15 protein-coding genes and 1 tRNA gene are annotated in these 18,610 nt (G+C 42.9%); 10 read left to right on the top strand and 6 right to left on the bottom strand.

What is annotated here, in order from left to right:
• Positions 1–43 precede the first annotated feature (43 nt).
• Positions 44–1,729 carry a sodium:solute symporter family protein gene (locus POW22_RS09170; protein WP_272832355.1) on the top strand — a complete coding sequence of 562 codons (1,686 nt, stop codon included), beginning with the start codon at positions 44–46 and terminating at the stop codon, positions 1,727–1,729.
• A gap of 48 nt (positions 1,730–1,777) precedes the next feature.
• On the opposite strand, the gene POW22_RS09165 is transcribed toward POW22_RS09170, so the two are convergent.
• Positions 1,778–2,620 (bottom strand): DUF2911 domain-containing protein, encoded by an 843-nt coding sequence (locus POW22_RS09165; protein ID WP_272832354.1) that lies wholly within the window; start codon positions 2,618–2,620, stop codon positions 1,778–1,780.
• Positions 2,621–2,824: 204 nt separating this feature from the next.
• Here POW22_RS09165 and POW22_RS09160 point away from each other — a divergent pair, with 204 nt between their 5' ends.
• The gene (locus tag POW22_RS09160) at positions 2,825–3,061 is read left to right on the top strand and encodes a (4Fe-4S)-binding protein (RefSeq protein ID WP_272832353.1); all 237 of its coding nucleotides are present in this window, start codon (positions 2,825–2,827) and stop codon (positions 3,059–3,061) included.
• A gap of 102 nt (positions 3,062–3,163) precedes the next feature.
• Complete coding sequence (locus tag POW22_RS09155) at positions 3,164–3,775, top strand: tRNA (guanine-N1)-methyltransferase (RefSeq protein WP_272832352.1); 612 nt, start codon at positions 3,164–3,166, stop codon at positions 3,773–3,775.
• On the opposite strand, the gene murA is transcribed toward POW22_RS09155, so the two are convergent.
• The 3 genes from murA to POW22_RS09140 are packed head-to-tail and all read right to left on the bottom strand — an operon-like array spanning position 3,756 to position 6,064.
• Positions 3,756–5,069: a UDP-N-acetylglucosamine 1-carboxyvinyltransferase gene (gene murA / locus POW22_RS09150; protein ID WP_272832351.1), complete on the bottom strand. Its 1,314-nt coding sequence runs from the start codon at positions 5,067–5,069 to the stop codon at positions 3,756–3,758. The genes POW22_RS09155 and murA overlap by 20 nt on opposite strands.
• Positions 5,070–5,084: 15 nt before the next feature.
• A complete protein-coding gene (locus tag POW22_RS09145) occupies positions 5,085–5,720 on the bottom strand; it encodes a DUF4290 domain-containing protein (protein WP_272832350.1) in 636 nt (211 codons plus the stop codon).
• Between the two features lie 53 nt (positions 5,721–5,773).
• A complete protein-coding gene (locus POW22_RS09140) occupies positions 5,774–6,064 on the bottom strand; it encodes a DUF493 family protein (RefSeq protein ID WP_272832349.1) in 291 nt (96 codons plus the stop codon).
• Positions 6,065–6,198: 134 nt separating this feature from the next.
• Between POW22_RS09140 and POW22_RS09135 the strand changes: the two genes are divergently transcribed.
• The 5 genes from POW22_RS09135 (at position 6,199) to POW22_RS09115 (ending at position 10,695) form a co-directional block, all read left to right on the top strand.
• Positions 6,199–6,765: an AAA family ATPase gene (locus tag POW22_RS09135; protein ID WP_272832348.1), complete on the top strand. Its 567-nt coding sequence runs from the start codon at positions 6,199–6,201 to the stop codon at positions 6,763–6,765.
• Positions 6,765–8,651, top strand: a complete 1,887-nt coding sequence (locus POW22_RS09130; RefSeq protein WP_272832347.1) for a RecQ family ATP-dependent DNA helicase — start codon at positions 6,765–6,767, stop codon at positions 8,649–8,651. Before POW22_RS09135 ends, POW22_RS09130 begins: the two co-directional genes overlap by 1 nt.
• A gap of 3 nt (positions 8,652–8,654) precedes the next feature.
• A complete protein-coding gene (gene fmt, locus POW22_RS09125) occupies positions 8,655–9,593 on the top strand; it encodes a methionyl-tRNA formyltransferase (RefSeq protein WP_272832346.1) in 939 nt (312 codons plus the stop codon).
• A gap of 187 nt (positions 9,594–9,780) precedes the next feature.
• Positions 9,781–10,053, top strand: a complete 273-nt coding sequence (locus tag POW22_RS09120; RefSeq protein WP_087525164.1) for an HU family DNA-binding protein — start codon at positions 9,781–9,783, stop codon at positions 10,051–10,053.
• Between the two features lie 81 nt (positions 10,054–10,134).
• A complete protein-coding gene (locus POW22_RS09115) occupies positions 10,135–10,695 on the top strand; it encodes a YqgE/AlgH family protein (RefSeq protein WP_272832345.1) in 561 nt (186 codons plus the stop codon).
• Here POW22_RS09115 and POW22_RS09110 read toward each other — a convergent pair.
• Entirely contained in the window at positions 10,692–11,534 is an 843-nt protein-coding gene (locus tag POW22_RS09110) for an aminotransferase class IV (protein WP_272832344.1), read from the bottom strand. The two genes, POW22_RS09115 and POW22_RS09110, sit on opposite strands and share 4 nt — an antisense overlap.
• 52 nt (positions 11,535–11,586) lie before the next feature.
• Positions 11,587–11,973: an START-like domain-containing protein gene (locus POW22_RS09105; protein WP_272832343.1), complete on the bottom strand. Its 387-nt coding sequence runs from the start codon at positions 11,971–11,973 to the stop codon at positions 11,587–11,589.
• A gap of 146 nt (positions 11,974–12,119) precedes the next feature.
• On the opposite strand from POW22_RS09105, the gene POW22_RS09100 reads away from it, so the two are divergent.
• Positions 12,120–12,193, top strand: a tRNA-Met gene (locus tag POW22_RS09100).
• A 1,601-nt stretch (positions 12,194–13,794) separates the two neighbouring features.
• Entirely contained in the window at positions 13,795–18,435 is a 4,641-nt protein-coding gene (locus POW22_RS09095) for a M14 family zinc carboxypeptidase (protein WP_272832342.1), read from the top strand.
• Positions 18,436–18,610: the final 175 nt, after the last annotated feature.

Below are 18,610 nucleotides of genomic sequence, written 5' to 3'. Positions count from 1 at the left end.
CCTATGGAATCTTGTTCTATTTACTCATGAATCAGTTCAGCCAATGAATCGCTTACAACTAGAAGATTGGCTGGTACTAGCCACGACCTTACTCTTTATTGTGATCTACGGCGCATGGAAAACACGTAAGCACAGCAAAGTATCTGACTATTTGCGCGGAGGAAATTCTGCTAAATGGTGGACCGTGGGTATATCTGTCATGGCCACTCAGGCCAGTGCCATCACCTTCCTGTCCACTCCTGGACAGGCTTTTCATGACGGAATGGGCTTTGTGCAATTCTATTTTGGTTTGCCCATTGCCATGATCATCATCTGTATGGTCTTTATTCCCTTATACCACAAGCTCAAGGTATATACAGCCTATGAGTTCTTGGAACAACGGTTTGACGGAAAAACCCGAGTATTGACCGCCTTTTTATTTTTAATTCAGCGTGGACTTTCTGCCGGGATCACCATTTTTGCTCCTGCCATTATTCTCTCTGCCGTTTTGGGATGGGATCTTTATATGCTCAATATCATTATTGGGGTATTGGTGATCATCTATACCGTAACCGGTGGCACCAAAGCCGTTAGCGTAACGCAAAAACAACAAATGGCCGTGATCTTTGCTGGGATGTTCATTGCATTCTATTTGATCTTAGACGGCTTGCCAGAAGAGGTAACCTTTACCAAAGCATTGGATATTGCCGGCGCTAGCGGTAAAATGGACATCCTTGATTTCTCTTTTGATTTTGAAAACAACTATACCGTTTGGAGCGGGATCATTGGTGGAACCTTTTTGATGCTCTCTTATTTTGGTACCGATCAAAGCCAAGTACAACGCTATCTGAGCGGGCAATCTGTAAAGCAGAGTCAGCTTGGGCTTATGTTCAACGGCTTGCTAAAAGTGCCCATGCAGTTCTTTATTTTATTGGTTGGAGTGATGGTCTTTGTCTTTTACCAATACAACAGCGCGCCCTTGCACTTTAATCCAAGCAATGTGGCTGAAGTCATGGAGAGCCCATATGCAGATCAATACAAGTCCCTTGAAAACCAGCGCAGTTTAGTAGAAGCCGAATTGTTCTCCGTACAAAATGCTATGGCCGCTAATTCTAGCAGTAGCGAGAACCAAGAACTGATCAATCAAATGAAAAGTTTGCAGGGTCAGGACAAGCAGCTGCGGGAACAGGCAAAAGAACTTATTTTAAAGGTCGATCCAAACGCCACAGTGAATGATAAGGACTATGTCTTTATTCACTACATTTTGAATAATCTACCCAAAGGGTTGATCGGGTTGTTGTTGGCGGTGATTCTATCTGCAGCCATGTCTTCCACAGCCTCTGAACTCAATGCCTTAGGTACGACTACCACCATTGATATCTATAAACGCAGTCAAGCCGTAGAACGAGACGAGAAGTTCTATATCCAAAAATCAAAATGGTTTACAGCCCTTTGGGGTGTTCTGGCCATTTTAATTGCCTGTGTAGCGAACCTCTTTGAGAATCTGATTCAGTTGGTGAATATTATTGGTTCCATTTTCTACGGGAACGTTTTGGGGATCTTTCTACTGGCATTCTTTATCAAACACGTGAAAAGTCGGGCTGTATTTGCTGCTGCAATACTGACCCAAGCCATTATCATTGCCTTGTGGTTCTGGGATGCAATTCCTTACCTCTGGCTCAATTTAATAGGTTGTGCCCTAGTCATGATCATCGCAATACTGTTTCAAAGCGTTGACCGGAAAGCATAAAAAAAGGCGTCTGTTTTAGACGCCTTTTTAATAAGTTAGAGTCAGTGCTTATTTAGCGCCCCACTCTTTAAGTGATTTTTGGTTTAAAGCGATATAATCTTTATTACCAGCCTTCTCTGCCAATTCCAAAGAAGTTTTAGCGGCGGCGATTGCACCTTGCTTGTCTCCCATTTTAGCGTGGATCAAAGACTTTTGGCGGTACATCCAAAACGCAGGATCTTTGCGCATTGAGATCGCTTTGTCTATCCATTCTTGGGCCTGCTTCATGTTCTTGCCTTCTTGCAGGTAATAAACAGCAGCAGCATAGTAATCGTTTCCACTTGGACCAGCCATAGTACGGTCAATGCTTGCCATTACAGCGTCATCAGTAGGTACTTCAATGGTTGCACGCACATAAGTGTTCTCCCAAATGATTCCCAGATTAACTGAATTGTTAGAAAGATCATCAAAAGTGATTGTGAAAGTTTCTACAGGCATATCCATAGACCAAACCTGAGAACTCACGGATGCAGCAACTTTAGACTCGTCCCACTGACGCGGGTTTCCCCAATTGGTAGCATCGCTATAGAAAATGATCTCCCAGCTCTTCTCCCCTGGCTTGCTGTAAAGCGCATAAGTTCCAGGCTCAAGAGTTTTTCCGCCGATAGTAACGGCAGAACTGAATGTGATTTTGGTGTTGGCGTTTGCACCTGTTCTCCATACTGGACCGTAAGGCACAAGGTCACCGAAGACTTTACGTCCCTTCATGCTTGGACGGGAGTATTCCAAAGTAATATCTGTCAATCCGACTTTCTGCTCCACTTTTTGAAATGGACTGGGTGCAGGGGTATTTACTTGACCCCAAGCTGTAGCAGAAAGAGCAAGTACCAATAGAAAGAAATAGTTTCTCATGTTAATGAATTTAGTGTAATCGCGAAGTTAATTCAATCTTCAACCTTAGTTAGTTAAGATTTCCTTAAATAGCTCAGTACTATATGGTTGCATTTAACATAAATTTGTGCGAATTTTCCATACACATGGTATTTTATCGATTATTTTGGTATATTTAACGATGTAATTCGCCCCATAAATTACTAACCCCGCAAATCTTAACCTATGAATGCCCCATTGCACCAGTACTCCAGTAGTGACTTGACCGTCACCTTTGAGCCCAAAAAATGTATCAACGCAGAGCGATGCGCTAGAGAGCTTTCCTCGGTATTTAGAACTTCAGTAATTCCGTGGATCGATCTTGAGGGCGCGCCCTTGCAGCAAATTGTCAAACAGGTCAGACGCTGTCCGTCTGGAGCCTTGAGTTGTAGTATAAAGGAAACTCAACCTCAATCGGCATAAGGCAAAACCGCCTATTCGTCGATTTAATACAAATTTTAAGCGCTTCGAGGCTTCTTTTATGCGTTCAAGGTGTACATTTACCTCGTTAGAAAACTAGCACACATGAATCCTGTATTGAAATTTTTCGTTTTTATTGCTCTGCTGGCCAGCTCCCCCGCTTTTGCGCAGCAGTCTGTTAAAACACTCGACGAACATTTTGTCGATGTGATTGATAAGTCCAATCGTTATGAAGATTACAAAGTTGTAAAGCGTTATAAACTTGACAATCTTAAAAAAGCGGTAAGCGACACGGTTGCTTCTTATAAGGCAGAAGTAACTGCATTAAAAACTACAGTCGGAGATCTTGAATCTCAGGTTGCTCAATTGCAGCAAGAATTGAGTAATCTGCAAGCCGAACTTGGTAATACGCAACAGGCCGTAGATAATATGAGCTTTTTGGGCAGTCAAACAAGCAAAGGTACTTACAACACCATAATGTGGAGTATCATTGGAGGTCTGCTATTTTTGTTGTTGATCTTTATCTTCCGCTTTAAAAGCAGTAATGCAGAGACCAAGGCCTCTCGTGTAAAACTTCAAGAAGTAGAAGACGAATACGAAAGCCACAGACAGCGCAGCTTAGAACGCGAACAACAGATCCGTAGAAAACTACAAGACGAGATCAATAAAAATCGTAAGCAACAGTCTAGCTCACAGGCTAAGAGTTCAGGCGCGTAATCTTTGCTCCAATTGCTCTTAAGCGCTCATCGATACGTTCATAACCACGGTCGATCTGCTCAATATTATTGATGGTACTGGTACCTTTGGCAGACAGTGCTGCAATCAATAAGGAGATTCCCGCGCGTATATCAGGAGATACCATGGTTGTCGCCTTGAGGCTTGATTGAAAATCATGTCCAATCACCGTGGCGCGATGCGGATCACAAAGAATGATCTTGGCTCCCATATCAATAAGTTTATCCACAAAGAACAAACGCGATTCAAACATCTTTTGATGAATGAGCACGGAACCTTTGGCCTGGGTACAAACCACCAAGACAATACTCAAAAGGTCTGGAGTGAATCCTGGCCAAGGTGCATCAGCAACTGTTAAGATAGATCCGTCAATATATCCTTGGATCTCATAAGATTCTTGAGAAGGAATATAAATATCATCTCCCTTCTTCTCTAGTTTGATTCCCAATTTGCGGAAGGTATCTGGGATCAATCCCAAATTTTCCCAACTCACATTTTTAATGGTGATCTCTGAACGCGTCATTGCCGCCAACCCGATCCAAGATCCAATCTCGATCATATCTGGCAAAATACGATGCGTACAGCCACCTAAGGACTCCACGCCTTCAATGACCAAGAGGTTTGAACCTACTCCGCTGATCTTAGCGCCCATGGCGTTAAGCATCTTGCAGAGCTGTTGTAAATAGGGTTCGCAAGCCGCATTGTAGATCGTTGTGGTGCCTTTGGCCAAAACCGCAGCCATGACAATATTGGCAGTTCCGGTTACAGAGGCTTGATCTAAGAGCATATAAGTTCCTTCTAAACCGTCCGGAGCTTCTACACCGTAAAAGCGCTCTTCTTTGTTGTAGCGGAAGTTCGCTCCTAATCGAATAAAGCCTTCAAAGTGAGTATCCAGTCTACGACGACCGATCTTATCTCCACCAGGTCTTGGGATGTATCCTTTTCCAAATCGAGCCAAGAGTGGCCCAACGATCATAATAGAACCTCTAAGGGAACTTCCCTCCTCTTTAAAGAGTTCAGATTCCAGGTATTTGAGATTTACGTCGTCTGCCTTGAAAGCGTATCGACCTTCTCCCAACTTTTGAATTTTTACACCGAGATTACCCAGAATGGTAATGAGCTTGTTGACATCCCGAATGTTGGGAATGTTCTCAATGATAACTTCATCTGGAGTCAGTAAGACTGCGCAAAGTATTTGTAATGCTTCGTTTTTAGCTCCTTGTGGTTGAATCTCACCTTGGAGACGATGGCCTCCCTCGATCTGAAATGTACCCATTAAAAAATGTAGGTGTTAGTGACGTTTTCTGTTTCTGCCTCCTTTTTTGCCTGAGGACTTCTTTTGTTGGAATCGTTTTTTGGTCTTAAGCAGATCGCTAGAATCGCTTAAGTCTTCTGAAGAGTCTTTCAAATTGAGTTTCCCTTCTGATAGTTCAAAGAGATGTTCAAAGATCACAGCATCTTCTACCGTGTCTTTGTTCCAATTCAGAAAAGACTTTTTCATGTGATTGGCGATGTTGATCACTAAAGCGTTTTTCATATCGCCTTCATCCCATCCAATAGCTACATCAATCATACGCTTGATGTTGTTCCCGTAGAATCGATATTTCGGATGGTTTTGCGGATAGCCCAAGTGTTGGGGTCTTTCACGCAATTCCTCTATAGACGGTTTTGGGTATGGAGAGTCCACGTCCAACTTAAAATCTGAGATGATAAAGAGCTGATCCCACAATTTATGCTGAAAATCTGGCACATCGCGCAAGTGCGGGTTTAAATTCCCCATCACTGCAATGATGCTTTTAGCACATTTATTGCGTGCCTCACGGTCTTCAATGGCCAAACAGTGGTCCACCATTTTTTGTATATGACGGCCGTATTCCGGAATGAGCAAATGCGGTCTCTCGGTATTGTATTCTAATTGATCTATCAAAATGAAATGCTTAGTAAGTAAAGGGTAAGTCCTAGAGTTTGCAAAATAGTAAATTATAGGGAAATCACCCCTTCTACCTTGGAAACTTCTAAATATTTTTCAATCACAGCGTCTGGGGATTTCATCCGTACTTTAACAGACACACTGGTAAAGGTTCCCTTAGAAGATTCTTTGGTTTGAAGATTGGCCCCACTATCTGCAAAGATGTCTTTAATGGTGTTGATCTTCTCTTGATCTGAAGGAACAATAAACTTGTACAAATAGGTAGAAGGCCAACTGAAATTCTCTTCCAATTGTGCTTTCAATCGCTGGTAAAACTCTTCGGTCTTTTGGGAATTATTCATGAATATATTGAACTATTTCAAGTGCTACAAAGATACGCCTTTCACAACGAAAAAATTATCTGCAACTTTGCTTGAAAATCGGCCCGCTTTTTGCCTTCGGTTTAAGGCGCTAAAAACCGCTTATCTTTACAGCAATGGAACACAAGGATCATCGTGTAGTAATTACTGGAGCTCCCGGCACCGGCAAGACCGCCGTTATCAATGCCTTAAGAAATGAGGGCTTTCACATATTCCCCGAGGTGATACGCGAGTTCACTGCAGAAGAGACCGCCACTCAAGACAGCCCACAAGTGGCAACCAACCCCATTGTTTTTGCCAAAGATTCCGATAGTTTCAACAGACGCCTGCTCTTAGGGAGACAGCAGCAGTTCTTTGCAGGAGGTCATCTCGATACACGCCCGGTTTTTTATGATCGCGGTTTGCCTGATGTGCTGGCCTATATGGACTACTTTGATCAAGAGTACGGGGCTGAGTTTGAAGCCTACTGCACAGATCACCGTTATGACCAGGTATTTATCATGCCGCCTTGGGAGGATATATTCCATGCCGACGGAGGCCGATTCGAGACCTTTGAGCAGGCTGTAGACCTGCACGAAAGCTTGAATCTGCGCTACCGTTATTTTGGCTATGACTTGGTTGAAGTTCCTCGTTTGACCATTGCAGAACGGGTCAATTTTATACGCAATCAATTAAAACTCTAATGAGCCCCCAAGAGTTGCTAGAACAATATTGGGGCTATACCAGCTACAGATCTGGACAAAAACAGATCATTGAAGCCAGTATTTCTGGTCGGGATGTAATGGCCGTTTTGCCAACGGGAGGTGGAAAAAGCCTTTGTTACCAGATCCCAGGCTTAATGCACCAAGGCATTACTTTGGTCATTAGCCCTTTAGTAGCGCTCATGCAGGATCAGGTAGAACAGCTCAAAGCACGTGGGATCAAGGCCGTTTCACTGAGTGGAGGCTTGTCTTTCGATGCTGTAGATCGCATATTGGATAATTGTATTTACGGCGATTATAAATTCCTTTATCTATCCCCAGAGCGGCTACAACAGGATTTGGTGCAAAGCAGAATAAAGCAAATGCAACCTGCTCTCATCGCCATAGATGAAGCGCATTGTATCTCTCATTGGGGGCATGACTTTAGACCCGCTTATGCCAAATTAAGTGTGTTGCGAACGCTTTTACCAGAGGCGACAATCACGGCCCTAACCGCTACCGCCAATAAGCGTGTTGTAGAAGATATTCATGAATTACTTCAATTGAAGGATCCTTACATTCATCTCAGCAGTCTATCACGTGATAATCTGAGATATGATGTAAAACAGGTCTCAGACAAACAAAACACACTCATCAAACTCTTGCAAAAGCAAAGCGGCTCTGGGATCGTGTATTTGCGCAGCAGAAAGGGTGTGGAAAATCTAGCACAGAATTTGGAAGCAGCTGGTATACCAGCTTTGGCCTATCACGGTGGCTTAGATTCTGGGGTGCGTAAACAACGACTCCAAGAATGGATGCAAAGTGATCAACTGGTCATGGTAGCTACCAACGCCTTTGGAATGGGGATCGATAAGGCCGATGTACGTGCTGTGATTCACTATCAGCTCTCCGACAGTTTGGAGAGTTATTATCAAGAAGCTGGGCGCGCCGGGCGTGATCGGAAAGAGGCGCAAGCAGTGCTACTGGTTGGTAGTGACGATTTACGACAAGGGCATCAAATGTATGTTCAGCAACTGCCTGATCTCAAATTCACCACTCAGGTTTACATCAGTTTACAACAACACCTTAGAATTGCATACGGAGAAGGCGCCTTTGAAGCCTTCCCGCTTGATTTTGCCAATTTTTGTGCGGATTATAATCTGCCCTTTGGAAAGACCTATGCGAGCTTTCAAATGATGGATCGATTGGGTATACTCCGATTGAGTCCGGTATTTAGCAAACAAACTCAGTTTCAATTTACAGCTCCTAACAGCGCGCTGCTCGATTTCTTTGACAAGAACCCACAGTCGGGAGTATTGGGGCAGTTACTGCTTCGCAGCTATCCTGGTATCGCAGAAGCTCCGGCCCGAATTGCGCTTAAGCCCTTGGCTAGGCAGGTCAATCGCTCGGAGAACTTTTTGATCGAACAACTCGAGTTTATGGCCAATCAAGGGGTTGCTACTTTAGAATTGCGCACCTCTGACGCGAATATCACCTTTCTAACCCCTAGAGAGGACGCTCGCACCCTCTACCCTTTTGGCAAAGAAATTGAACAATACCACAACCAAAAAGTGGAACAGTTTGGCGCTTTAAAAAAATATATCACCGCGGATTCCGGGTGCAGGCAGCAATTGATAGCTTCGTATTTTGATCAAGTCCTGGATAAACCTTGCCTAAATTGTGATCTCTGCGATTCCCGCTCAAAAGCTACCCAAAAGCCCCCGGCGAATAAGCAAATTCTTGACCTTATAGAAAATCAAGCCTTAAGCCGGGACGAACTTGCAGAAAGACTTAATTTTGCTCCGCAGCTTATCGGAGCGCTTTTACAAGCACTTTTAGACGATGGCCTAATTGAATTGAATACGGACCAAAGATTTACCAAGATTTAAACGATGAGAATAGTATTTATGGGTACTCCCGAATTTGCCGTAGCTTCTCTTGAAGCCTTGATCGCGGCAGGGCAAGAAGTAGTTGGAGTGGTCACCGCTCCAGACCGACCTGCAGGGAGAGGGAGAAAGCTAAAAGCCTCAGCAGTTAAAGATGCTGGACTCAAACACAACATACCTGTTTTACAGCCGCAAAAACTTAAAGCTCCGGAATTTTTAGAAGCCTTAGAAGCATTAAATGCAGACCTTTTTGTGGTAGTGGCCTTTAGAATGTTACCCGAGGTAGTTTGGAGCATGCCGAGATTTGGAACTTTTAACCTACACGGTTCACTCTTGCCTGAATATCGCGGCGCGGCACCCATCCACTGGGCAGTGATCAACGGAGAAACTCAAACCGGAGTCACTACCTTTTTTATCGATGAGAAAATTGACACTGGAGCGATCATAGCTAATAAATCTATGCCAATTGCACCCGACGAGACCACCGGAGAAGTTCACGATAGAATGATGGAATTGGGAGCTTCTTTGGTCGCAGAAACTGTGGCTGCTATTGAAAGCGGTACGGTCCAAGCAAAACCGCAACCCAAAGAGAAAACATTTAAACCTGCTCCCAAGTTACATGCCGAGAACACGCGAATCGATTGGAGTTTACCTGGCGCGTATATATATAATAAGGTAAGAGGGCTCAATCCGTTCCCAGCTGCCTGGACGGAATTTGTTTTGGAAGACGAAGTCATTTCGGCCAAGATATACAAAGTTGCTTATGAGCCAGCGGAACATAATTATACAACCGGTAGCGTGGTTTGCGATAAAAAATCGATCCGTATTGCTATTGAAGATGGATGGATCAACTTGCTGGAGATCAAATTGTCTGGAAAGCGAAAAATGGCTGCCGCCGACCTTTTGAACGGATTTAGCTTCCCGTTAGATTCTAAAGTCCAATAAACCCGCGCAGAGTCTAGGCTGCATGAATTTTATCGATAAAGTGTTGCCTTTATTAACAATGGCTCCGAGTTATTAACAAAAACGCTCATTTCCCGCGCTATTCCTTGCGTGGACCGATAATCCGTTTAAATTTGTAAGGCAATAAAATAATAACGTTTAACCACTAATTTAATTTAAAGTTCAAATTATGAATAAATCAGATTTAATCGACGCAATGGCGGCCGATGCTGGAATCACTAAAGCAGCAGCTAAAAAAGCACTAGAGTCTTTTTGTGGAAATGTAGAAGGAGCTCTTAAGAAAGGAAACAGAGTATCTCTAGTTGGATTTGGATCTTGGTCTGTTTCTAAGCGTTCTGCACGTGAAGGACGTAATCCACAAACTGGGAAAACAATCAAAATTGCTGCTAAAAACGTGGTAAAATTCAAAGCAGGTTCAGAATTATCTAACTCTGTGAACTAGTCACAAACGCAATAAAATTAAGGTAAAACCCCGCAATTAGCGGGGTTTTGCTTTTCTAGGGATTTATTTCTAGATTTACTTATGCCAACACTAAAACCAACCAAAGGCGTATTGCTTATTGCAGAGCCTTCTATTTTAACCGATGTTTCTTTCAACCGATCGGTGGTTTTACTCGCGGAAGTGAATGACGCAGGCGCTGTTGGTTTTATCTTAAACAAACCCTTAGAATTTACATTGAATGATCTCATCCCTGAAATCGATTCAGACATTACCGTATATAAGGGCGGTCCTGTAGAGCAAGACAATCTTTACTTTATTCACAAGATCCCAGAACTCATACCAGACAGCGTTGAAATAGCCAGCGGCATCTATTGGGGAGGAGATTTTGATGCGGTCATGAAACTTCTTGAAGCCGGAAAGATCTCCCACGAGGATATCCGTTTCTTTTTAGGCTACTCCGGATGGGCCAGTGAACAGCTGGATGAAGAACTGCAGATCAACAGTTGGATCGTGATGAAAAATCCTTATGACAACGGCGTCATAGGAATGAGCTATCAAAATTTCTGGAAAGAAAAAATGATAGAATTTGGAGATGACTACGCCTTGTGGTCAAACGCTCCTGAAAACCCACACTATAATTAAGACAAACGCACGCGGGCATTCAGTTTACCGATAAGGTCTTTAGCCACCGTATTGGAGTATTGTTTTTTACGGTATTTGGTCACCGGACGGATTCCCTGTACTACGTTGGTAATGAACATCTCATCAGCCTTTTGAAGCTCAAAGGGAGAGACAGGCCCCTCCTCGATCAAATAGTCAGGCAATTCCAGCAATAACTTAAGAATCTGCTTGCGCATGATTCCGTTCAAGCAACCGCTACTGATGGGTGGTGTTTTGATACGATCTCCTTTAACCAAAAACAAATTTCCGTTGAGCGCTTCAACGATCTGTTTGTCTGTATTGACCACCAAACAATTCTGGTAATCGTTCTCGTCGGCATAAATACTCCCCAGGACTTGCAAGGCTTTATTGTTGGTCTTTAGGGTAGACAGTAAAGACGGGCTCAAATAGTGATCCTTGTAAAGCTCTACCTCATAGTCGGATTCCTCCAAAGTGTAGAAAGGCGAATCTATTGCGCGCAAACTGATGGTATATTCTACTTCTAATTGCTCCGGACGGTATAAACCTCCTGTTTTGCGGTAGACCAATAATTTTACCACCGCAGTTTTTGCAGACAATTCATGCGCTTCAACCAATTCTTGAATTTGAGCACTCAAGGCTTCTGGAGTGAATTCCATAGGAATTTCCATGCGCATGATTCGCATGGCGGACATGAGTCTAAAGTAGTGATCTTCCCAAAAAAGGATCTTTCCTTGTTGAACACGAAGGGTTTCAAAGACCGCATCGCCGTAGTTTAGGCCGCGATTGTCATTGGCGTGAATGCTAGTTTCTGAACTGAGGGTACCGTTAATGATCTGCATAAAAAAACTCCCGTTTTTACGGGAGCAAAGATACCACTTATAAGAACCGGATTTAAACCGATCCTAAAATATGTTTGAGTTCTGAGATCATATTATCCCAAAGCATTTTTCCTTCTTCCATTTCGTCATCCTCGGCATAATCGGTGACCATTAAGGACACATCTTTGGTGATCTCGTCTACTTGAATGCGGAGTTCAAAATAGTAATCGGTGTCTTCATCTTCCATCCAACGGAACTTGACACGTTCACCACTTTTCTTACTGATGAGCTTAGCCTGTTCTTCACTACCGTCCCAAATAAAGGTAAAAAGCTCTCCTCTGGAGTTCACATTATCTGCGTACCACTCTGAGAGTCCGGAAGGTGTGGAAATATATTGAAACAAGAGGGATGGAGACACATGAATAGGAAACTCCATTTCGTATTTGACTTTGTCGCTCATTACGTTTTTAAGATTGGAACGCTCCAATATATATATTAATTTGAAAGTAGAAAAGAATAAAACTTGAATTAAAAAAATAAAACAAAAATTGACTGCTTTATTTGGCTTGAGAAGATTTGTTGTTATCTTTGCTCGCTGTTAAAAACGGCGAGGTAGCTCAGCTGGTTAGAGCGTCGGATTCATAACCCGGAGGTCGGGAGTTCAAGTCTCCCTCTCGCTACAAAAAAGAACCCAACACGAGAGTGTTGGGTTTTGTTTTTTAAAGCGTTGAAAGCTCGCTTTCATAAGCGAATGAAAACAAAACCCATGAAGCCGCAGAGCGGCTTTGGGTTCTTATGCTTGTTCCTGCTTCCCTATTTAGACTCACCGAGGCGAAGCCGAGGTAAGTCTCCAACATTTCGAAGAATTGGCAGCTTTAAGACTCACCGAGGCGAAGCCGAGGTAAGTCTTTATTCATGCCAACGCGGCAGCCTGGCCCCTTCGCTAAAAATGTCCACAGGACATTTTCTAAACGCTCGGCCCTATGCTTGTTCCTGCTTCCCTACTAAGACTCAGCGACTGAAAGGAGCTAAGTCTCCAACAATTCCCCCGCGCCAGCGATCGCAGCGGCATCCTTTTCACGCTAGCGGAAAGATACAGCGTAGAGCGCGGTCCTTCGAAGCTTTAGCGAAGAAGGGGGCGCCCAAAAAACAAACATTCTGCTTTCCGCTTACACCGGTACCACATAAAAACATGCCGAGAACATTTCATCAGCTGGACATACCAATTAACTGTATATATTTATAAATGCCAAGCATTTACTCTTGATCCATTGTATTTAAATAACTAATTTAAATTTGGGTGGGGCATGGACTTCCCCTTAGTGAAACTAAATTTTGTTTAGGAAAAACTAACGTCCAGTCGTTCCAAATGGGATTCTATAGAACTCAGCGAGTGTCTTTGATCACCGTAGTTTTAGCAAAGGTGATCGCAAGCTAAGTCTCTTCAAAAGAATTACCTTAGACAACATGAAACGCATAAAACTTCTAATAATCCTTTTAGCGATCCTTTTTCTTGTATGGAGTTATATCTCAGATACAGCCTTTGTTTTTAATATTCATGACACCTATTATGTTATTAGTTACTTTCTGGCTGGTATCATTATCCTTAGGCTAATTCTTGCGTTGCCGGGAATTAAGTTTTTGTTTAATCAAAATCAATCATGGTAACCCACCCCCGCGCCAGCGATCGCAGCGGCATCCTTTTCACGCTAGCGGAAAGATACAGCGAAGAGCGCGGTCGTGAAGTGAATTTATTCTATTTCACGAGGCGCCCAAACCACTACTACTTCAAATTGACTTACTGCAATACACAACAATTCAGTACTTCACGAGGCGCCCAAATTAATATTGCCTCAAGCATACCATCCGTGAGACAACTTAATAGTCCAATAACGGGCGCCCAAAACACGTGAACCCAAAAATTAAGGTATAAACAACACCAAACCAATCATTTCCTACAAGAATCAACTAACATTTGTTAATTCTCACACCTCAAAAACATCGACGAAATGCACTTTTTACGGTTGAAGTGCAAAATAATCGTGTTTTTTCTTGGTCAAATGGATTTTAATACACATTTTTGTCCACGGCTGAATTACAGCCTTTAACGTTTAAACTTAACCTTAACCACGAATCGAATATGAAACCCCCGTATTCTTCATTCCGAATTCGAGCCTACTTTACCGCTTGTTTTAAAGGACAAAGAATTACTTCGATTTCCTCTTTGTGTTCGATCCGCAACATGAACACGCCATGCTATTGGCCCAATAAATCAAACATTATGAACCCGAAACTACCTCTAAAGGCTATTACATTTGTAATGGCACTGCTCGTTTCTACTGGTCTATTCGCCCAAGAAACAGCAAAACGAATTCGTATTGACCAGGTTTCTCCAGCACTTGCTAAGACTCTGGTAGAAAATGGAATCGATTTGAGATGTGGAGTAAAACACACTCATGAAAAGCTTCAACTGGAGTTACAGCCTACTGAATTGGCCGTACTTCAATCATTAAATGTGGCCTATGAAGTAGTCATTGATGACCTTTATGCCCACTATCAAGAAGTAGCCTCTAAGAATCTTCCTGCTGCTAAAGCAGAGCTGGCCCGTTTAAAAGCCATGCAAGCTGCAGCCCCTAAGACTTCTTTCAACAACGCTACACAAGACAGTTTCTTGCAAGATTACGGGATGTTTGACCAAACCTTCAACATTCCTGCTAACTTTAATCTAGGAGCGAGCTTTGGTGGATGTTTGACTATTTCTGAAGTAGAAGCCGAGCTTGACCAAATGAGATCTTTGTATCCTGGATTGGTATCTGCAAAGGCCGATGCATCACCTAGTGGAGAAGTTACTTGGGGTAACAACTCTTCGGGAACTGCTAACGATTGGAATGGTCAAACCGTATATTACGTAAGAATGACCAGCGATCAAGCTTCTGCAGAAGGTTCTAAGCCTGCAATGCTCTTTACTTCTATGATCCACTCTCGTGAGGTGAACTCCATGATGAGTAACATCTACTTTATGTGGTATCTCTTAGAGAATTACGGTTCTGATGACCGCGTTACTCATTTATTAGACAACAACGAAATTTATTTCATTCCTGTGGTAAACCCTGATGGTTTGCGTTGGAATGAAACCATTACTCCTGGCGGAGGAGGTTTGCAGCGTAAAAACTTGAATCCAAGTTCTGGATCAAGTACAGTAAGCTCTTCAAACACTTCTCGTGGTGTGGACTTGAACAGAAACTTTGACTATTTCTGGGGAACCGCGGGTTCTGGATCTTCAGGGACTCCAAGTTCTGACTCTTATAGAGGTACAAGTCCTTGGTCTGAGCCTGAATCTCGTATCCTGCGTGATTTTATGCTTTGGGACGGTACTGCGGATGTATCTTTCCCATGGAGTGGAGCGCCACTGCGTGACTTTAAGATCGTTTTGATGAACCACACTTTTGCCAACAGTATTCCCCACCCATATGGAGGAAACCCTGGAAACGTAACAGGACGTGAGAATGAAATGCACGCATGGCATGCTGAAATGACTCGTTATAACAGATATGTATCTGGAGCTACCATTTTTACTCCAGCGAACGGTATTGCTGATGACTGGATGCTTGGTGGACCTGTTGATTCTAACGGATCTGTAGGATCTGGAGAAAACATCTTAGGTACAACTCCAGAGATTGGAGGAACTGGTTTCTGGCCAGACTCTTTTGATATTTTGCCGATCTCTCAAAATGTGGTGCGCCACTATCTTTCTTCTATTTACTACGGAGGAAAGTATGCGAAGTTCCACGATATGACACAATCAGACATTACCAGCTTGACTCCTACCCTTACCTTTGGTATTGAGCGTGTAGGACAAACAGCTAGTGATTTTAACTTGGTAATTACACCAGGGACCAATATGACTGGTTCTGCTGTGACTTTAGCAGCTAATGGACTTGGTATTTCTGGAGCAGCAGCTCGTACCAATGTATCTACACCAGTAAGCTTAGACACTAACATTCAAGTAAACGATAAGTTTACCTACACCATCTCTTTAGAAAACGATGAAGGGGTTGTGATTTACGAGACTGAGATCGAAAAGGTTTACAGTCCATCAGTACTGTTTGAGGACAACCCAGATTCAGATGCTTTGAGCAACTGGTCTGCAACAGGATCTTGGAACAACTCTTCTTTAGACGGTTTTACAGGAACACGTTCTGTGAGAAGTTCAAACACGATTCCTTATTCAAACAGTAGTTCAGGTACTTTAACCTCTGACCCTATTGATATTTCTGGAGCTGGAGAGGTACTTGTACAATTCTATACCAAATATGACATTGAGCGTAATTTTGACTACGTAGAGGTTTTAGGATCTACTAATGGTACGGATTACTTCCCCTTGGTAGGGCGTTACAACAAGCCAGAAGCTACCGCATCAACCAACGACCACAACGCGAAATCGGCTGCTGATGAATCGTTCCAAAGCGGAAGCGCCGGGATGGTTTATGACGGTGACACTTTTGACGAGTGGGTTATGGAGGAGATCGTTATTGATCCGATCCAAAACAGCTACCTATATGGAGCCAACAGCATGCGAATTCGTTTTGTATTTGCAAATGACTCTGAGAACGAAGCTGAAAACTACAATTATAACTTTGATGGATTCTTCATTGATGACTTTAAAGTAATCCAAACCAGCACTAGCGTTGAAGAGTGTGCTCTAGACGTAGTAGATACATTCCCGCTTGTAGAGAATTTTGACGGTGGTCGTGGTGTATTCAGACCGAGTCTTGGTGACGATGGAAACTGGACGCTGAACACTGGTGGAACGCCAAGTGGAACTACTGGTCCTGACGAAGGTAACGGAGCTGCGGCTTATGAAGGTGGACAGTACCTTTACACAGAAGCTTCTACTGACGGATTAGGATCTGGCGCCAATGTAATTTTAGAGTCTACATGTCTTGACCTGACTAACTGGTACGATGCCTCTATTGAATTCGACTACCATATGTACGGCTCAAATATGGGAACACTAGCCTTTGAGATCAGTACAGACAATGGAATTAACTGGACACAACTGTTCACTGTTTCTGGACAACAACAAGGTTCTGAAACAGCTGCGTGGACCACAGAGACCATTAATTTACCTAATGCAACCTATGCTGGTGAAGTAATTCGAGTACGATTCAACGCTACGACAGGTGCAGGATTCCGTTCAGATATATCCATTGACAACTTTGTGCTTAACGCCACCGAGGTTTGTTCTGTAGCTACTACTTGGGATGGATCATCATGGGACAATGGAACTCCAACCACTAACGTTCAAGCAATTATTGCTGGAGACTATGATATGAACGATCAACCGAGTATTAACGCTTGTGCTATCACAGTACAAAGCGGTGCAACGCTAACTGTAGCTGCTAGCACTTATGCTCTCGCTACAGGTGATATCACTGTTGACGCAGGAGGTAACCTAGTAGTTTCTCATGAAGGTAGCGTGGTACAAGTTGACGATAGCTCTGTAGCTACAAACAACGGTAGCATCACCGTATCAAAAACTACTCCTTCTTTAGGATTTAGAGAATTCAGTGTAATGTCAAGCCCAATGTCTGCTTCTACCAGAGACGTTGCGTTCGCAGGAGCCTTTAGAGCTTTTGGACACAACACCGCAAACTTTGACACCAATGATGCAGTGACTGCTATTGTAGGAGATGCAATTAACTTTGTGGACCAAACAGGTAATGACCGTATTCCACTTACCGGATCGGAATCACTTGATGTGGCCCGTGGATACTTAGTTGTTCCTTTTGGACCAGGTTCTCCAACTACTTATACGGCAAACTATACACAGGGTACTTTAAATAATGGGCAGATCACTAAGTCTATTATTTATAACGGATCACCAGAAGAAAGCGCTAACCTTATTGGTAACCCTTATGCTTCTGCGATCGATGCTGATGCCTTCTTGGCTGCAAATGCACATATTCCTGAATTGTATTTCTGGAACCAGAATACCGCTCCAGCTACTGGACCAGGTTACTTGGCTTACAGTATGGAAGATATTTCTCAGTATAACTCTTCTGGAGGTATTGCTGCAGCTTCTGACCCAGGAAACATTCCTGATCAGTTTGTTCCTTCTGGACAAGGATTCGGAGTAAAACCAACAAGCAACGCAAATGCTGTATTTAACAATGGAATGCGTGTAACAGGCAATAACGTAGGATTTAAGAGTGCTCCGGCCACTGCTTCAAGACCAAACAGAATTTGGCTGCAGATGGACAATGCTACTTATACAGAGTCTACCTCTACTACCCTAGTTGCTTTCTTAAATGAAGCTACTGATGGTCTTGATGTTGGATTCGATTCTAAGCGAATTGGTACTTATGTATCGCTTTTCTCAACTGTAGAAGATCTAGAATTGGGTATCCAAGGACGATCTCCGTTTGTTGATGATGCCGTAATTCCAATGGGCTTTAGAACCCTTTTGGAAGAAACTACCGCTTACACCATTAGCATTGCACAATTAGAAGGTGAAGATGTAGAAAATGCTACTATCTATATTAAGGACCTAGAAACAGGTGTGGTAACTAACTTGAGTGAACGTAACTATGTATTCACTGCAGATCAAGGACACTATCCAGAACGTTTTGTGGTATTCTTTAAGGATCGTGTGCTAGATGTTGAGGATCTAGGATTGAGTGAAAATACCGTATTGCTTTATCCTAACCCTGCCTCAGACAGCTTTACTATACAGAATACGAGCAACCAAATGATCAACGAGGTTACTATCTATGACATTCAAGGTCGCGTAGTATTCAACACCGATATGAATGGACAGTCTGAGCAGAACATTTTTGTAGGACAACTTCCTTCTGGAGTGTATATGGTAAGAATGCAATCTGACAACACAGATGTTATTAAAAGATTGATCAAGAATTAATTATCACTGATTTAAACTTCAAAGAGCCTCCCCATATTAGGGAGGCTTTTTTTTGTGATGTTTTTCCTACAGTATTTGACCCCTAAGAGACATTTTAACCGATAAATACACCATATTTTCGATGAACGGTACGATATAATTGATTAACGGTTTTACCGCAACCCTAATAATTATA

It is taken from the genome of Gilvibacter sediminis, assembly GCF_028561565.1.
Classification (GTDB): domain Bacteria; phylum Bacteroidota; class Bacteroidia; order Flavobacteriales; family Flavobacteriaceae; genus Gilvibacter; species Gilvibacter sediminis.
The sequence above is the reverse complement of the archived record's forward strand: the minus strand, read 5'-3'. Positions and strand labels throughout refer to the sequence as shown.

Coding starts and splice junctions, on each gene's coding strand:
- POW22_RS09155 (WP_272832352.1), top strand. CDS start 3,164: ATGAATCCTGTATTGAAATTTTTCGTTTTTATTGCTCTGCTGGCCAGC.
- POW22_RS09095 (WP_272832342.1), top strand. CDS start 13,795: ATGAACCCGAAACTACCTCTAAAGGCTATTACATTTGTAATGGCACTG.
- POW22_RS09120 (WP_087525164.1), top strand. CDS start 9,781: ATGAATAAATCAGATTTAATCGACGCAATGGCGGCCGATGCTGGAATC.
- POW22_RS09115 (WP_272832345.1), top strand. CDS start 10,135: ATGCCAACACTAAAACCAACCAAAGGCGTATTGCTTATTGCAGAGCCT.
- POW22_RS09165 (WP_272832354.1), bottom strand. CDS start 2,620: ATGAGAAACTATTTCTTTCTATTGGTACTTGCTCTTTCTGCTACAGCT.
- POW22_RS09110 (WP_272832344.1), bottom strand. CDS start 11,534: ATGCAGATCATTAACGGTACCCTCAGTTCAGAAACTAGCATTCACGCC.
- POW22_RS09130 (WP_272832347.1), top strand. CDS start 6,765: ATGAGCCCCCAAGAGTTGCTAGAACAATATTGGGGCTATACCAGCTAC.
- murA (WP_272832351.1), bottom strand. CDS start 5,069: ATGGGTACATTTCAGATCGAGGGAGGCCATCGTCTCCAAGGTGAGATT.
- POW22_RS09170 (WP_272832355.1), top strand. CDS start 44: ATGAATCGCTTACAACTAGAAGATTGGCTGGTACTAGCCACGACCTTA.
- POW22_RS09160 (WP_272832353.1), top strand. CDS start 2,825: ATGAATGCCCCATTGCACCAGTACTCCAGTAGTGACTTGACCGTCACC.
- fmt (WP_272832346.1), top strand. CDS start 8,655: ATGAGAATAGTATTTATGGGTACTCCCGAATTTGCCGTAGCTTCTCTT.
- POW22_RS09135 (WP_272832348.1), top strand. CDS start 6,199: ATGGAACACAAGGATCATCGTGTAGTAATTACTGGAGCTCCCGGCACC.
- POW22_RS09140 (WP_272832349.1), bottom strand. CDS start 6,064: ATGAATAATTCCCAAAAGACCGAAGAGTTTTACCAGCGATTGAAAGCA.
- POW22_RS09105 (WP_272832343.1), bottom strand. CDS start 11,973: ATGAGCGACAAAGTCAAATACGAAATGGAGTTTCCTATTCATGTGTCT.